This window comes from Mumia sp. zg.B17 (assembly GCF_019550915.1).
Classification (GTDB): Bacteria; Actinomycetota; Actinomycetes; order Propionibacteriales; family Nocardioidaceae; genus Mumia.
Map to the genome: position 1 here is coordinate 555,932 of NZ_JAHWCI010000006.1, position 15,446 is coordinate 571,377.

Genomic DNA, 15,446 nt, shown 5'->3' on the forward strand with positions numbered 1-15,446 from the left:
CGAGCGGGGCTAGGCTTCGGACGGAAAGGGACCGATGGTCGACTCGAGCTACACGCGGTCGCCCTGGGCGCGGACACGCGCAATCTGGGGCGCCCGCAAGATCTTCTTCCTGCTGGTACGCCGCGACCTGAAGGTCCGGTACGCCGACTCCGTCCTGGGATACGTCTGGACGGTCCTCGACCCGCTGCTGATGAGCCTGGTCTACTGGGCGGTCTTCTCCATGCTCTTCATGAGAGACGGGGTGCCCGGTGACGATCCCTACATCGTGTTCCTCCTCGCGGGCATGCTCCCGTGGCAGTGGTTCAACTCCACCGTGTCGCAGGGCGCCAAGGCGCTGCGGAGCTCCTCGCGCCTGATCCGGTCGACGAACCTGCCGCGCGAGATCTGGGTGCTTCGGGTCGTCGCCTCCAACGCCGCCGAGTACGTCTTCGCGCTGCCGGTGCTCGCCGGGTTCCTGATCGCCTTCCAGGTCCCGATCCACTGGAACATGCTGGTCACCCTGCCCCTGGCGTTCCTGCTCATGTGCGTGCTGCTCTCCGGCATCGGACTCGCGCTCAGCGTGCTCACCGTGCTGGTGCCGGACCTGAACCGGATCGTGGCGATCTTTCTGCGGCTGTTCTTCTACGCCTCGCCGGTCCTCTACTCGACGACGCGGTTGCCCGAGGAGATCCGGTGGGTCTATGTCGCGAACCCGGTCTCCGACCTCCTCCAGCTCTTCCGCGCGGGGATCTTCCCGCACTACCTCAACTGGCTCCACGTCGGATACGCGGCAGCGGTCTCGGTGCTCGTCCTCGCGCTCGGCTGGTGGGTCTTCGCCCGCCTCGAGCGCACAGTCCTCAAGGAACTCTAGGCATGGCCGAACCCATCATCTCCGTCCAGGACGTCTCCGTCCGGTTCCACCGGTCACGGCGGCACCGCAGCATCCGTGACCTCGTCTTCCGGGGCGAGGGCGGGGTGCGCGCGGGCGAGTTCTGGGGCCTGCGCCACGTCTCGTTCGACGTGCAGCCGGGCGAGGCGATCGGTGTCGTCGGTCGCAACGGTCAGGGCAAGTCCACCCTCCTCAAGACGATCGCGGGTGTACTCATCCCCGACGAGGGACGCGCCGTGATCAATGGCGGCGTGGCACCGCTCATCGAGATCACGGGCGGGTTCGTCGGTGACCTCACGGTCCGCGACAACATCTATCTGGCAGCCGGCCTCCACGGCATGAAGAAGAAGCAGATCAAGGCGTCGTTCGACGACATCGTCGAGTTCGCCGAGATCGAGAAGTTCGTCGACACGCCCTACAAGCACCTGTCGTCCGGCATGAAGGTCCGCGTGGCGTTCAGCGTCGTCTCGCGCCTCGACGAGCCGATCATGCTCGTCGACGAGGTGCTGGCCGTCGGTGACCGCGCCTTCCGCGAGAAGTGCTTCGAGCGCATCGACGAGATGCTCGCCGACGGGCGGACGCTGTTCATGGTGTCGCACAGCGAGGCGAACCTGACCCGGTTCTGCAGCCGCGGTCTCTATCTCCGCGAGGGCAAGCTGATCAAGGACGGCCCGATCGACAAGGTGGTCGAGGACTACTTCAGCGACTCCGGCAACGAGGCTGCTCTGCGACGCCGCCACGAGCGCCGGATGCGTCGGATGCGAAACCTCGGTCTCCTGAACGACGGCGACAGGGACGAGGACGACGACGACGACGACGGTCAGACCGAGGGCCGGCGCGTCGGCTGACGCCGGTCAGACCACCGGCGGGCGGCCTCGTCGCGTCATCGCAGCGATGGTCCGCCATCGCATCGGACGCCTCGGGCCCGGGTCGCCGCGCCACCCCTCGGACCACCCGGCGAACCATGGCCGCAGCGCCGCGCGTCCCGACGCCGTCCGCACACCGCGCAGCACCGCCACGGCCGTCCAGGTCGCGACGTACGCCCACGTGAACGGCCACGGCAGGTTCCGGCGCGCGAGCCACACACGGTTGCGCGCGTTCAGCCGGTAGTAGAAGTCGTGCCGGGCCGGGTCGATCGCCGGGTGGGCGCACCGCAGGTCCCCTCGGTACCAGACCTCGTACCCCGCGTCCCACACCCGCCATGCGAGCTCGATGCCCTCGTGCGCGTAGAAGTACTCGTCGCCCCAGCCGCCCGCGGCGTCGAAGGCCGCTCGCCGGACGACCAGCACGCCCTCCCACAGCGAGAACGCGGGCGAGGAACGGCGCGGGTCGCCCTTGCGCATCCGGGGGATCCACCGCGTCGGCGCCTCCTCCCCCGGGCTCTCGACGCGAGGCTGGACCACCCCCAGCCGCCGGTCGTCCGCGAACAGCTCCGAAGCCCTCGCGAGGAAGTCCGGGTCGACCAGGCGCGCGTCGTCGTCGACGAAGAGCAGCAGGTCGCCCGTGACGTGGGGCACACCGGCGTTGCGGCCCGCCGGGATCCCGAGGTTCTCCGGGAGCGCGAGCGTCGCGACGCCCTCGGGCAGGTCGACCGGAGCCCACCCGTTGCCGACGCACACCACGTCGACGTCGACCCCCTGCTGGGCCAGCACCGAGTCGATCGCGGCGCGGAGGTCGTCAGGGCGCTTGCCCTGGGTCAGGATGACGGCTCCGACACGGGGGCGTACGGCGGTGGTCACGCGAGCCACCGTACCCGCGGGCCTCAGGGAGGCTCGCTGCCGGTCAGGACGCGACAGCGTCGCCGCACGTCACGGCGAGGCGCCCCGCGGGTGCGACGTCGACGATCAGCGCAGAGGCCCGGACGGCGAGCTGGCCCGAGGTGTGGAGGATCCGGAAGCGCCCGCCCCGTCCACGGCTGAGCTCGACGACCTCGGGCAGGTCCGTGGGGCGTCGGCGCAGCCGCTCGCGCCACGACGGACGCCAGACCGGCACTCGGACGCCGTCGAACGTGAGCACGACGTGGACGGGCACGTCCCCGAGCGGCGAGGAGTCCTCCGAGATCGCCAGCGACACCGACAGCTGCGGCGTCATCCCGCCGTGGAAGGAGACGTGCTGGAGCCGCGAACCAGGGATGCGGGCAAGGATGTCGCCCGCCCACAACCCGTATCCGCGCGCCCGGTCGGAGAGTGTCACGGGCCGTCGCATGAACGCATCACAGCACATCGAGCGGTCACGCTCGCGCTGCCACGCGGGCTCACCGACCCGCCAGCATGTCCTCGAACGAGGACGTCAGGGTGAAGGGATCGGCTGCCGGAGGCGCCTCCCGTGCCGCGACAAGCGCTGCCAGCTCGCCGCCCGCCCGCTCGATCCGTTCCTGCAGAGGACCGGTCGCGCCGTCCGCCCCGCCCCAGTCCTCGGCCGCGGCGAACACCGCGGTCGGCACGACGACCGCGCGCAGGTAGGCGAACAGCGGCCGCAGGGCATGCTCGAGGGCGAGCGAGTGGCGTGCGGTCCCGGCGGTGGCCGCGATCAGGACCGGCTTGGCCGCCAGTGCGTCCTTCTCGAGGACGTCGATGAACGACTTGAACAGCCCTGAGCACGAGGCCGTGAAGATCGGCGTGGCGACGACGAGACCGTCTGCGGCGACGACATCGTCGATCACGGTCTGCAGCCCTGCCGGGGCGAACCCCGTCAGCATCGCGTCGGTGATGTCGTGCGCGTGCTCGCGGAGCCCGTGCACCCGCACATCGGCGTCGATGCCTCGGGTGAGCAGTCCGTCCCGGACGGCCTGCGTGAGCCGGTCGGCGAGCAGTCGCGTCGAGGACGGATCGCTCAGACCGGCACTGATGACGGTGATCGTGCGGCTGGTCATACGGTCGCCTCCTCGGTGCTCTCCTGGACGGACGTCCCGGTGACGTCGTCGCCGTCGGCATGGACGGTGGCGTCGTGGCCGCCGCCGGCAGCGGCCACCAGCGACGCGTGGGTGGGTGCGTCGGGGACGTGGTCGGGCTTGAGCGCCGCGAACTCCTTGCGGAGGACAGGCACGACCTCCTCGCCGAGGAGGTCGAGCTGCTCGAGGACCGTCTTGAGCGGCAGGCCCGCGTGGTCCATGAGGAACAGCTGGCGCTGGTAGTCGCCGACGTACTCCCTGAACCCGAGCGTCCGCTCGATCACCTGCGCGGGACTGCCGACGGTCAGCGGCGTCTCGCGGGTGAAGTCCTCCATGCTCGGTCCGTGCCCGTAGACGGGCGCGTTGTCGAAGTACGGTCGGAACTCGTCGACGGCCTCCTGGCTGTTCTTGCGCATGAAGACCTGTCCACCGAGACCCACGATGGCCTGGTCGGCGGTCCCGTGTCCGTAGTGCTCGAACCGCTGACGGTAGAAGGCGATCATCCGCTCGGTGTGGCTCGCGGGCCAGAAGATGTGGTTCGCGAAGAAGCCGTCACCGTAGTACGCGGCCTGCTCGGCGATCTCGGGACTGCGGATCGATCCGTGCCAGACGAAGGGCGGCACCCCGTCGAGCGGGCGCGGCGTCGAGGTGAAGCCCTGCAGCGGCGTACGGAACTTGCCTTCCCAGTCCACGACGTCCTCGGTCCACAGGCGTCGCAGCAGGTGGTAGTTCTCGATCGCGAGCTCGATGCCCTGCCGGATGTCCTTGCCGAACCACGGATAGACCGGGCCGGTGTTGCCGCGGCCCATCATCAGGTCGTTCCGGCCGTCGGAGAGGTGTTGCAGCGTCGCGTAGTCCTCGGCGATCCGGACGGGATCGGTCGTCGTGATGAGCGTCGTCGACGTCGAGAGGATCAACCTCTCGGTCTGTGCGGCGATGTAGGCCAGCGTCGTGGTCGGCGCGGACGGGATGAAGGGCGGGTTGTGGTGCTGCCCGGTGGCGAAGACGTCCAGTCCCACCTCCTCGGCCTTCGTGGCGATCGCGACGGTCGCCTTGATCCGCTCGTGCTCGGTCGGTGTCCGGCCCGTCGTGGGGTCGGTCGTGACGTCACCGACGGTGAAGATCCCGAACTGCATCGTGTCCTCGTCTCCGACCGCGTCTGCGGTCTCACACCAAAGTAGTGCACAGTTCAACTAAATGACAACGCGCGCTATTCCCCTACCGTGGGTGGATGGCGACAGACTCCGCGCTCGATGCGCTGCGATCCATGCTTCTCGACCGCGTCGACCGCACCGACGAGCTGGTCGATGCCCTCACGGACGACCTCCCGACACCGATCGGCACCTACCGCCCGGACGGCGAGGCCAACACCGTCTGCTGGTTGCTCTGGCACCAGGCACGCGTGCTCGACGACCACGGCGCGGATCTCGCGGGCACGCTCCCGGTCTGGACCGACGGCGGATGGTACGACGAGCTGCGCCTCCCCTTCACGAAGGAGGCCACCGGGTACGGCCAGTCCGCCGACGAGGTGGCCCAGGTCGTCGCGAGCGGCGGACAGCTCGCCGGCTACCACCACGACGTCACCGCGCGGGTGCGCGACTACCTCGCAGCGGTGGACGTGGCCGAGCTCGAGCGCGTCGTCGACCGACGGTGGGACCCGCCGGTCACGGCGGCGGTCCGGATCGTCAGCATGCTCGACGACAGCGTCCAGCACCTCGGCCAGGCGGCATACGTCCGCGGCCTGGCCGAGCGTGCAGGTCTCGGCGACGAGTGACCGTCAGGCCGTGTCGATCAGCACGATCGGGTCTGCCGTCGGCTCCTTGGAGCCGCCGGCCGGCTCGACGCTGATCGCGACCGCGGTGACGCCCGAGACGTCCTCCATGACGTGCGCGCCTCTGCCACCCTGCTCATCGCGTGGCAGCACGCCGGCGCTGTGCATCGTGCCGTCGCTCTGGGTCCACATCTGGTAGTCGTACCCGTCGGCGAGCTTCGGCAGGTCGGCGACGACCATGACGGCCTTCGCGAGATCGGCCGACTGCACCACGCTCACCGTTCCGCCACCCGCGACCGGCGCCGACACCATCGCGGCGTCGGGGGCCGAGAGGACCTCGGTGATCGCGGCCTGCTGCGCCTCGATCTGGTCGGCCTGGTCGCGCTGGGACACCCCGAAGACCGCGGCACCGACCACGAGGGCGAGCGCGGCCGCAGCGACGAGCACGCGGGTGGGCCAGCCCTTCAGCCGGCGCCGGCGTCCGCCGAGCTCCACGACCACCGGACGCTCCTGCGGCGTCCGAGCGATCGCGTCGAGGACGCCCTGCCGCAGGTGCGGAGGCGCCACGACCTCCTCGGCGGCACCGAGCCGAGCGGCGGTCACGAGGAACCCTCCGACCTCCTCAGCGCAGTCGGAGCACCGGCTGAGGTGAGCCTCGTACGCCTCGCGCTCCTCGGTGTCGAGGGCGTCGAGGGCGTAGGCACCGGCGAGGTTGTGGGGGTCCGTGGTCATGCCGTCACCCCCAGGCAGTCGCGCAGCCGGATCAGGCCGTCGCGCAGTCGTGTCTTCACCGTCGCCGGATTCGCCTCCAGCATCACCGCAACCTGGGCGTAGGTGTGGCCCTGATAGTAGGCCAGTCCCACGGCCTCTCGCTGCAAGTCTGTCAACGTGCCGAGGCAGCGACGAACCTGTTCGTGCTCCAGCCGCACGGTCACCTCGTCGGCGACCTGGTCGTACGCCGGACCACCGGACCAGTCGTACCGCGCGTCCCGGTCGGCCGCCGCCTGGTCGTGGCGGACGGCGTCGACGGCCCGCCGGTGGGCCAGGGTGAGCACCCACGACCGCGCCCGGCCCCGGCCGGCGTCGAAGTTCGGCGCCTTCTGCCACACCTGCAAGAACACCTCCTGCGTCACCTCCTCCGAGCGGACCGGGTCGCGCAGGACCCGGCGTACGAGACCGAAGACCGCCCCGGACAGGGCGTCGTAGACCGAACCGAAAGCGTCCTCGTCCCCCCGCGCGACACGCGCCATCAGGGCCTCGAGGTCGTCGGTCGCCGGTGGAGGGACCGCGTGCGGGTCCCCGCGTCGATCGTGCTCCGGATCTGGCATCCGTACTCCTGCGCTCGGGGGGTCTCACTGGTGATTCGTCACCGCCCACCACGTGGATGGTCCGTGGCCCGATCACATTCTCGCCCGTCGCGCCCATCCCTGTCGCGGGCGGCCGCGAAGCAGGAGCATGGTCCACCACCAAGCATCGCGCCAGGCGCTCGCAGCAGGGTCGGGCGTCCTCGCCGCCCTTGCCGGCACGGCGGCGGGTGCTGCGGTCGCGACCCTGACCGGTGGTCCCTCGCCGGTCGTGGCCGTCGGCAACGCCTTCGTCGCACGGACACCGGGGTGGCTGAAGGACTTCGCCGTGCGCCAGTTCGGGGAGGACGACAAGGCCGTCCTGCTGGCCGGTACCGCGGTCGTGCTGGTGCTGATCGCGGCAGGTGCCGGCTGGATCGGGCTGACTCACGCGAGGATCGCGGTCGGGCTCGTCGTGGTGACAGGCGTGCTCGCCGTGGCCGCGACCCTGGCGGACACCACGACGTCGGTTCCGCCGGACGTGGCGGTGCTGGCACCGCTGGCGACGGTCGCCGTCGGCGTCGCCGCGCTGGTGGTGCTGCTCGCCCCCTTGCGCACCCCGTCGCCGCTGGGCCTACGTCGCGAGGACGACCTCCCGTCGGGGTTCGACCGGCGCGCGTTCCTGGTGGCAGCGCTCGGGACGGCGGCGGTCGCCACGGTCGGCGGGGGCGTGACGCGGCTCCTCGGGACGTCCGACGCTGCTGCGTCCCGGGCGACCGTGACGATCCCCCGGCCGATCGACGCCGCGGTGCCGGTGCCCGCAGGCGTCGACCCGCTGCGAGGCATCTCTCCGTACCTGACGGACAACCACGACTTCTACCGCGTCGACACGGCGCTCACGGTCCCCGACGTCCCCGCCGACACATGGCGGCTGCGGATCCACGGCGACGTCGACGAGGAGCTCGAGCTGACCTTCGCCGACCTGATCGCCGAGCCGCTGATCGAACGGCGCATCACCTTGACGTGCGTGTCCAACGAGGTCGGTGGAGAGTACGCGGGCAACGCGACGTGGATCGGCGTCCCCCTCGCAGGCCTGCTGCGGCGTGCCGGCGTGCGCGACGGCGCCGACGCGCTGAAGTCGACGAGCGCGGACGGCATGGTCATCGGCACTCCGCTCGAGGCGGTGCTCGACGGCCGCGACGCCATGGTCGCCGTCGCGATGAACGGCGATCCCCTCCCGCTCGAGCACGGCTTCCCCGCCCGGATGGTCGTCCCCGGACTCTACGGTTACGTCTCCGCGACGAAGTGGCTCGTCGACCTCGAGGTCACGCGGTTCTCCGACTTCACGGCGTACTGGACCTCCCGCGACTGGGCCGAGCAGGCGCCGATCAAGCTCGCCTCCCGCATCGACGTCCCCCGAGGATTCCAGTCCTTCGAGTCCGGCGACGTGCGCGTCGGCGGTGTCGCGTGGGCACAGAACGTCGGGATCAGTGCCGTCGAGGTCCGCGTCGACGACGGCTCGTGGGAGCCCGCGCGGCTGGCGCCTGAGGACGGGATCGACACCTGGCGGCAGTGGACGTGGCGATGGGCCGACGCCACCTCCGGCGACCACACGCTCGCCGTCCGTGCCGTCGACGCCGACGGCAACACCCAGACCTCCGACCGCGCTGACCCGCGTCCGGACGGCTCCACCGGCTGGCACAGCGTCCAGTTCTCGGTGGAGTGATCACACCATCGAAGGAAAAGGAAAAGATGATGCGCACCACCACACGCAGGACCCGCTTCATGGCGACGGCGGCGCTGCTCGCCTCGCTCACGCTCGTCACTACCGCGTGCGGCGGTGACGACTCCGACTCCGACTCGAGCTCCAGCGACTCGACGTCGAGCGCCTCGGCCTCGCCGTCGGAGTCGGCGACTGCCGACGACGCCGCGTCCGAGCTCGTCGGTCCCGGCTGCGCGGCATACGCCGAGCAGGTGCCGGACGGCCCCGGGTCGGTCGAGGGCATGTCCCAGGACCCGGTCGCGACGGCGGCAAGCAACAACCCGCTCCTGAAGACTCTCACCGCGGCCGTGAGCGGACAGCTCAACCCGGAGGTGAACCTCGTGGACACGCTCAACGGTGGTGAGTTCACGGTCTTCGCGCCGGTCGACGATGCGTTCGCGAAGCTGCCGAAGGACACCGTCGCGTCGCTGGGCACGCCCGCCGGCGCCAAGACCCTCGAGTCGGTGCTGACGTACCACGTCGTTCCCGGCCAGCTGAGCCCCGACGAGGTCGTCGGCACTCACAAGACCGTGAACGGCGCCGAGGTGGAGGTCGCCGGCTCGCCCGACGCGCTGACGGCCGGTGCGGAGGGTGCCGCGGTGGTCTGTGGCGGCGTCAAGACCGCGAACGCCACCGTGTACCTCATCGACACGGTGCTCATGCCGCCGGCGTGACCTGAGGAGACCAGACCGCCCGCCGGCCCTCCCCCACGACTCGGGGGTGGGGAGGACCGACGGGCGGTCCGTCGCGTCCGCCCTCAGCCCGAGGAACCCCGCTCGGCCTCGGACCCGGGAGACTCCGGCAGGTGCAGGTAGCCGCCGAGCAGCCGGCGGAGCCGAGCGAGCGCGCGATCCTTGGCCGGCACCGGCGACTCCGGGTCGGTCGACGAGAGACCGCGGGATGCCTGGACGATGAGCGAGTCGATGTGCTCGGCGACCGCCTCCGGCTCGGGCTCGCCGAACTCGCTGAGCGCCTCGCGCAGCGGCACCTGGAGCTGGGCGTGGAACTCCGTCATCGGACCGGCCAGGACGTGCGGTTCCACGACCCGGCTCAGCGCCTGCGCGACGGCCTGCTCCGAGCTGGCGAAGAGGTCGATGTTGGCCTCGATGTAGGCCCATACGCGGCCGCTCGGCGTGGAGGCTTCCGCCACCCTGCCCAGGACCTTCCCGGCCCAGTCGGGGAACAGCTCCTCGACGAGGGCGCCCAGCAGCTCGTCAGCCGACGCGAAGTACTGGTACACGCTGCTTCGTGCGAGGCCCGCCCGGCGACCGACCTCGCCCATCGAGGGCGCCTCGCCGGTCTCGGCCAGGATGGTGTGTGCCGCGTCCAGGAGTGCCTGGCGCTGGCGAGCGTGGTGCTCGGCCACCGTCGGCGCCGCGATCCGTGGCATGTCACTCCTTCAGCAGTGTCGGAACCTCCGACGATCCCATCAGACCGACTCGGCGACGACGGGCCCGAGTCGGCCGTCGACCATCTCGAGGACACGGTCGCAGTGGTGGAGGACGTCGTGGTCGTGGGTGACCATGATGCTCGCCACCCCGTGCTCGTGCGCCTCCCGGGCCAGCAGTCCCACCACCTCCTGGCTGCGACGGCGGTCGAGGGCCGCGGTCGGCTCGTCGACGAGGAGGACCTCGGGGCGGGTGACGAGCGCGCGGGCGATCCCGACGCGTTGCCGCTCCCCGCCGGAGAGCTCGTGCGGACGGCGCCGCGCCTTGTGCTCCATGCCGACCTCGGCCAGGAGCTCACGCGGGTCGCGGGCGTCGGCGACCTTGCCGAACGTCAACGGCAGTCGGACCTGGTCGAGGCTGGTGAGCGCCGGGACCAGGTTGCCGCTCTGGAAGACGAAACCGATCCGCTGGCGACGTACGCGCGTGAGCTCACGCGGTGACGCGGTCGTGAGGTCGACGTCGCCGAGGCGGACCTGGCCGGAGGTCGGCGTGGTGAGTGCGCCGGCCACCGCGAGGAGGCTCGACTTGCCGGAGCCCGAAGGTCCGACCACGGCCACGAGCTCGCCCTCGGCGACCTCGATGCTGACCGAGTCCAGGGCTCGGACCGTCTCGTCACCGTCTCCGTGCAGGAGCGTGACGTCGGACAAGGACAGGACGGCGGTCATCGGCTGCCTCCCAGGGCAGTGAGGGGATCGATGCGGGTGAGGCGCACGACGGCGACCGCGGCGCCGGCGAGACCCAGCACGAGCAGCAGCACCGTGGCACCGATGACCGGACCGGCCTCGAGGGCGAACGGCATGGACGTCGTCGCGAGAGCGGCGCCGGCGGCCAGGCCGATGCCGATGCCGATGCCGGCGGAGGCGACGAGCAGGACGATGGACTGCATCAGGCTGTCGCGCAGAAGGTAGCCGGTGCTCGCCCCGAGCGCGCGGAGCACGGCGATCTCCTGTCGCCGCTGGATCGTCAGCACGGTGAAGAAGGCACCGACGACGAGCGCGGAGATGGCATAGAGGAAGCCCTGGATCAGCTGGAGCGTCGAGGTCTCGGCGGTGTAGCCCGGAGAGCCGCCGTACGACTCCTCGCGGGTCAGCGAGGTGGTGCCTGCCGCCTCGTCACCTGCGGCCAGGTCGACCTCGGCGCTGTCCTCGGCCTTGACCGCGACGGCGGTGAACTCGTCGTAGACCCGGTCGGGCACGGCGTCACCGGCGCGGACGCCCGCGCGGATCTCCTGCCACGTCTTGAGCGCGATGTAGCCGAGGTCGACGTGGCCGAAGGTGTGCTGGTCGGCGAGCACGCCGACGACCTTCAGCTCGGTGCCTGAGGGTTGCAGCACGACGGTGTCGCCGATCTTCACCCCCTCCTCGGCGGCGGTCCCGCTCACGACGACCTCCCCCTCACCGGCGATGGGTGAGCCCTCTGCCACGTCGGGATCGAGGAAGGATCCGACCTCGACACCGAACAACGCAAGGTCGATCTCGAGACCCTTGTCGGTGCGGGCGTTGACCAGCGTGTTGCCGAACGGCTCGGCCTCGGCGACGCCGTCCTGCTTCGACCAGGACTCGACCGCGTTCTCGCCGACCACGCTGCGAGAGAAGGCGGAGTCCTTGGAGACGTCCTCCTGGAAGGCGAGGGAGGTCACCGGCATCCGCTGGAGACCGGAGACACCGTCGTTGGCGAGCCCGACCGAGAGGCCGCTGAGGAGCACCATCAGGATGGCGATGAGCGCGACGACGGCTCCCATCAGAGCGAAGCGACCGCGGGCGAAGACGAGTTCGCGAAGGGCTAGGAACATCAGGACCGACCGTCCTGGCAGTTAATCGACACCATGTCGACATGATACCAACAGCATGTCGACAAACCCCCGCAGGCTACTCCTTGTCCGCGGCGGCCCGCTTCTTCTGCTTCTTGAAGTCACGGACCTTCTGCAACGAGTCGGCGTCGACGACGTCGGCGACCGACCTGTAGCCCTCCAGGGCGTAGTCCCCGGCCACCCCCTCCCAGCCCTCCGGCCGTACGCCGAGCTGCTTGGCGAGCAGCGCGACGAAGATCTGGGCCTTCTGCCGGCCGAAGCCCGGCAGCTCCTGGACCCGTGCGATCAGCTCCTTGCCCGTGGTCGGCTCGGTCCACAGGCGGGTCACGTCGCCGCCGTACCTCGACTCGACCAGGGCCGCGAGCGCCTGCAGCCGCGCGGCCATCGACCCGGGGAACCGGTGGATCGCCGGCGGCTCGCTGCACAGCTCCTTGAACGCCTCAGGGTCGGCGGCGGCGATCGCGGCCGGCTCGAGAGTGCCGAACCGGCTCAGCACCTTCCAGCCGCCGCGGAAGGCGTGCTCCATCCCGTACTGCTGGTCGAGCATCATCCCGACCACGACGGCGAAGGGGTGCTGGTCGAGGACGTCGTCGGCTTCGGGCAGCCCGGTCATCTCGAAGGACATGCCCCCATCCTCTCTCATCAGAACGGATGGCCCGCCGACGGCGACGGCGCGTACGGCGGTGGCCCGGCCGGCGCCGTACGCTGAGACATGCCCGCCCCAGTACGTCACGCCACCGCGGTCGCTGCACTCCCCCTGCACCCCGACAGCGACGTGCTCGAGGTCGGCGGCGGCGGCGGGGTGGCGGCGCAGCTCGTGCTCGAACGCCTGGGTCCGGACGGAAGCTATCTCGGCGTGGACCGCTCGCCGGTTGCGGAGGAACGCACTCGGCGGCGCTGCGAGGCGACCTCGGGCGACGCCCGCTGGGACGTCGTCCGCGGATCGGTCGAGGACGTCGCCCCGAGCCTTCTCGAGGCCTCGCGCGACCTCGTCTTCGCCGTGAACGTCAACCTCTTCTGGACCGGCGACGCTGCGGAACCCAGCCGCGCGCTGCGGCGGCTGCTGCGGCCTGGCGGCTCGTTCTGGCTGTTCTACGAGACGCCCTCGGGCTCGGTCACCCGCAGGGTTGCCGACGCGGTCGTCGCCTCGCTGCGCGGCGGGGGCTTCGACGTGGTGACCGCGTTCGTCTCGGGTCCGCGGCTCGCGGGCTTCACCGCCACCTGCCAACGAGACCGGCCGTCATGACGCGGCGACCGACGGACGTGTCCGTCGGTCGCCGCGTCAGACCGTCACTCGTGGATCGGGCGCGGGATGCTGCGGTTGGCGATCCGGTTCTCGGCCTCCACCATCCACGCGAGCTGCTCGATGCGCTCGAGAACGGCGTGGAGGAGATCGGCCGTCGTCGGGTCCTCCTCGTCGACGGCGTCGTGGATGCGCCGCGCTGTCGCGGCGACCGCGTGGAGCGCGCTCGTGATCAGGTCGACCGTCTCGCCGGTGTCGACCTCGTCGGACGGGAACTCCGGCAGGCTGCTCTGCTTGGCCACCGTCGCTGCCCGACCGTCCGGCGTCACGTAGATCGCCCTCATCCGCTCGGCGACGTCGTCGGAGAACTGACGTGCGGCCGCCACGATCTCGTCGAGCTGGAGATGGAGGTCGCGGAAGTTCTTGCCGACCACGTTCCAGTGCGCCTGCTTCCCCTGGATGTGGAGGTCGATCAGATCGACGTGGATCTGCTGGAGGTGGTCGGCCATCTGCTTCGACGCGCGGTACGGGGCATCCACCGTGGTGCTGTCGCCGCGGCTCATCGTCTTGCCCATGCTTCCTCCTACGTCATCGCTTGTGCTGGCCCTCCCAGGCAAACACGGATGTGAGGACCTTTCCACCGGTGTGGCCCAGGTCTCGTCAACCCGCCAGGCCCGTCACCACGAGCAGGGCGGCCACCGCGACGACCGTGACACCGGTCGTGATCAGTCCCGGGGCCAGGCGGAGCATCTGTGGTGGCCCCACGCCGCGGTCGCGGCGGGCCTCTGCCGACCAACGAGCCGCGAGCACGAGGAGCCCGACGACGACCAGCAGGAGTGCGAGGAGGTCCCAGGCGATCGCCCGGCCACCGACCTCGACGACCGGCAACACGCGGTCGATCCAGGCGAACGGCGCCCGGACGGCAGCGTCGGCACCGGAGAGGCAGCCCACCAGGACGGCGAGAATGCCGACGAGAGCGACCAGACCGGCCCCCTTGTCGCTCCACCATCCGCGACGGATCAGCGCCCGCTCCTGCTTCCAGCCCTCGTCGGTGTCGGGGAAGCGGCGGCGCTGGGCGAACTGGCCGTCCCACCACCGGTTGCGACGCCAGATCGTGGCCTTCACACGGGCGGGATCCAGCGCGCGGACGGAGCGCCGGTGCGTGTGCCGCTGGGCTCGCGACACCACCTCCACAGCCGCCCGGTCGTACCCCCGGGCGTGGGCGGCCTCGAGCTCGACCGCGAGACGGCCGTTGTCCAGCAGCCGCTGGAGACCGTCGGGAGGGAGCGAAGCGGCCGCTGGCGCGGGGACGGCGACCGTCTGCGGCGGGGAGGTCACGCTCCGCGGAGGGGGCGCGGCCGGTGTCACGACAGGCGCGACCACCGGCCGGGGCTCGGGCGGCCGAGGGGCCGTCGGCTTGGCGACCGGCCGCTCCTCGTCCGGGGCCAGCCGTACGAGCTCGGCGACCACCTCCTCCATCGGAGGACGGTCGCCCGGTGAGACCGCGGTCGCCGAGCGCACGAGAGGGGCCAGCGCGTCAGGAACGCCCCGCAGGTCGATCCGGCCCTCGGCCACGGCGCTCAGCGTCGCCGCGTCGTCTCCTCGCGGGAACGGGGTGCGACCGGAGGACGCGAACGCGACGAGCAGGCCGAGACCGTACACGTCCGTGGCCGCGGTGGCCCGGTCCCCGGTCAACCGCTCGGGCGCCGCCCACGCGACCGAGCCCACCATCTCGCCAGTCGAGGTGAGGTCATGGGTGTGGTCGCCCTTGGCGATGCCGACGTCGATCAGCGTGGCTCGTCTGCCGGCGAGGACGGCGTTGGCCGGCTTCACGTCACGGTGGACGTAGCCGAGACCGTGGAGCCGCCCGAGCGAACGCCCGACGTCGAGCGCCGCCACCACGACGGTCGGGACAGCGAGCGGTCCGGCATGGCGTACGGCGTCACCCACCGTGACGCCCTCGAGGAGCTCCATCGCGAACCACGGGCGCGCGGCCTGCAGGTCTCCGTCGATGTAGCGGGGGAACCCGTTGCCGCCGAGCCGGTCGAGCAGCGCCGCCTCTCGGGCGAACCGCTCCCGCGCTCCCGACCCCTGGAACGTCAGCACCTTCACGGCGACGGGCGGACCGCCCGCGGCACTTCCGACGTACACGGCACCGAAGCCACCCGACCCGAGGAGCACCCGGAGCTGGTAGGGCCCGACAGCGGCCGAGGTGGGGTCGCGGGGAAGCGTGGCGCCCGTCGCGAGGTGCACCGTCGGGGCAGCGCCGTCCGCCCGAGGGTCCGGACCCTGGACCGTCGGGACGTGGTCCTCCGCGGTGTCGCCCGCTGCCATGTGCCCCTCTCAACCGTCGTCGATGCTCGTTCGAGCG

Annotated in this window: 18 protein-coding genes; 6 read left to right on the forward strand and 12 right to left on the reverse strand. The window is 71.1% G+C overall.

The features are described 5' to 3' along the window. Positions 1–34 precede the first annotated feature (34 nt). Together KV097_RS11085 and KV097_RS11090 are read left to right on the forward strand one after the other, a co-directional pair. A complete protein-coding gene (locus KV097_RS11085; RefSeq protein ID WP_220365888.1) occupies positions 35–850 on the forward strand; it encodes an ABC transporter permease in 816 nt (271 codons plus the stop codon). 2 nt (positions 851–852) lie between these two features. Further along, a complete protein-coding gene (locus KV097_RS11090) occupies positions 853–1,716 on the forward strand; it encodes an ABC transporter ATP-binding protein (RefSeq protein ID WP_220365889.1) in 864 nt (287 codons plus the stop codon). 6 nt (positions 1,717–1,722) lie between these two features. Here KV097_RS11090 and KV097_RS11095 read toward each other — a convergent pair whose 3' ends face one another. The 4 genes from KV097_RS11095 to KV097_RS11110 are packed head-to-tail and all read right to left on the reverse strand — an operon-like array spanning position 1,723 to position 4,894. Beyond that, positions 1,723–2,607 (reverse strand): glycosyltransferase family 2 protein, encoded by an 885-nt coding sequence (locus tag KV097_RS11095; RefSeq protein WP_301022502.1) that lies wholly within the window; start codon positions 2,605–2,607, stop codon positions 1,723–1,725. Between the two features lie 43 nt (positions 2,608–2,650). Then, positions 2,651–3,073 carry a hypothetical protein gene (locus tag KV097_RS11100; protein ID WP_220365890.1) on the reverse strand — a complete coding sequence of 141 codons (423 nt, stop codon included), beginning with the start codon at positions 3,071–3,073 and terminating at the stop codon, positions 2,651–2,653. A 49-nt stretch (positions 3,074–3,122) separates the two neighbouring features. Further along, positions 3,123–3,740 carry an FMN reductase gene (locus tag KV097_RS11105; RefSeq protein ID WP_220365891.1) on the reverse strand — a complete coding sequence of 206 codons (618 nt, stop codon included), beginning with the start codon at positions 3,738–3,740 and terminating at the stop codon, positions 3,123–3,125. Beyond that, entirely contained in the window at positions 3,737–4,894 is a 1,158-nt protein-coding gene (locus KV097_RS11110) for an LLM class flavin-dependent oxidoreductase (protein WP_220344161.1), read from the reverse strand. Before KV097_RS11110 ends, KV097_RS11105 begins: the two co-directional genes overlap by 4 nt. A 95-nt stretch (positions 4,895–4,989) precedes the next feature. On the opposite strand from KV097_RS11110, the gene KV097_RS11115 reads away from it, so the two are divergent. Beyond that, positions 4,990–5,532, forward strand: a complete 543-nt coding sequence (locus KV097_RS11115; protein ID WP_255559413.1) for a DinB family protein — start codon at positions 4,990–4,992, stop codon at positions 5,530–5,532. A gap of 3 nt (positions 5,533–5,535) precedes the next feature. Here the strand turns inward: KV097_RS11115 and KV097_RS11120 are convergent, their stop codons facing one another. Together KV097_RS11120 and sigK are read right to left on the reverse strand one after the other, a co-directional pair. Further along, positions 5,536–6,261 (reverse strand): anti-sigma factor domain-containing protein, encoded by a 726-nt coding sequence (locus KV097_RS11120; protein WP_220344160.1) that lies wholly within the window; start codon positions 6,259–6,261, stop codon positions 5,536–5,538. After that, positions 6,258–6,857, reverse strand: a complete 600-nt coding sequence (gene sigK, locus KV097_RS11125) for an ECF RNA polymerase sigma factor SigK (protein ID WP_220365892.1) — start codon at positions 6,855–6,857, stop codon at positions 6,258–6,260. The genes KV097_RS11120 and sigK overlap by 4 nt, the downstream gene beginning before the upstream one ends. Positions 6,858–6,984: 127 nt before the next feature. Between sigK and KV097_RS11130 the strand changes: the two genes are divergently transcribed. Then, positions 6,985–8,538 (forward strand): molybdopterin-dependent oxidoreductase, encoded by a 1,554-nt coding sequence (locus KV097_RS11130; RefSeq protein ID WP_220365893.1) that lies wholly within the window; start codon positions 6,985–6,987, stop codon positions 8,536–8,538. A 29-nt stretch (positions 8,539–8,567) separates the two neighbouring features. Next, the gene (locus tag KV097_RS11135) at positions 8,568–9,248 is read left to right on the forward strand and encodes a fasciclin domain-containing protein (protein ID WP_308289404.1); all 681 of its coding nucleotides are present in this window, start codon (positions 8,568–8,570) and stop codon (positions 9,246–9,248) included. An 83-nt stretch (positions 9,249–9,331) separates the two neighbouring features. On the opposite strand, the gene KV097_RS11140 is transcribed toward KV097_RS11135, so the two are convergent. From KV097_RS11140 to KV097_RS11155, 4 genes are all read right to left on the reverse strand, one after another. Beyond that, the gene (locus KV097_RS11140; protein WP_220365895.1) at positions 9,332–9,964 is read right to left on the reverse strand and encodes a TetR/AcrR family transcriptional regulator; all 633 of its coding nucleotides are present in this window, start codon (positions 9,962–9,964) and stop codon (positions 9,332–9,334) included. A 39-nt stretch (positions 9,965–10,003) separates the two neighbouring features. Next, positions 10,004–10,687, reverse strand: coding sequence for an ABC transporter ATP-binding protein (locus KV097_RS11145; RefSeq protein ID WP_220344155.1), 684 nt, complete (start codon positions 10,685–10,687; stop codon positions 10,004–10,006). Then, positions 10,684–11,814, reverse strand: a complete 1,131-nt coding sequence (locus tag KV097_RS11150; RefSeq protein ID WP_220365896.1) for an ABC transporter permease — start codon at positions 11,812–11,814, stop codon at positions 10,684–10,686. The genes KV097_RS11145 and KV097_RS11150 overlap by 4 nt, the downstream gene beginning before the upstream one ends. A gap of 76 nt (positions 11,815–11,890) precedes the next feature. Then, positions 11,891–12,457: an HhH-GPD-type base excision DNA repair protein gene (locus KV097_RS11155; protein WP_220365897.1), complete on the reverse strand. Its 567-nt coding sequence runs from the start codon at positions 12,455–12,457 to the stop codon at positions 11,891–11,893. 87 nt (positions 12,458–12,544) lie between these two features. On the opposite strand from KV097_RS11155, the gene KV097_RS11160 reads away from it, so the two are divergent. Further along, a complete protein-coding gene (locus KV097_RS11160) occupies positions 12,545–13,078 on the forward strand; it encodes a methyltransferase domain-containing protein (RefSeq protein WP_220365898.1) in 534 nt (177 codons plus the stop codon). A gap of 44 nt (positions 13,079–13,122) precedes the next feature. Here the strand turns inward: KV097_RS11160 and KV097_RS11165 are convergent, their stop codons facing one another. Then, positions 13,123–13,650, reverse strand: coding sequence for a Dps family protein (locus KV097_RS11165; RefSeq protein ID WP_220344150.1), 528 nt, complete (start codon positions 13,648–13,650; stop codon positions 13,123–13,125). A gap of 85 nt (positions 13,651–13,735) precedes the next feature. Next, entirely contained in the window at positions 13,736–15,409 is a 1,674-nt protein-coding gene (locus KV097_RS11170; protein WP_220365899.1) for a serine/threonine-protein kinase, read from the reverse strand. Positions 15,410–15,446: the final 37 nt, after the last annotated feature.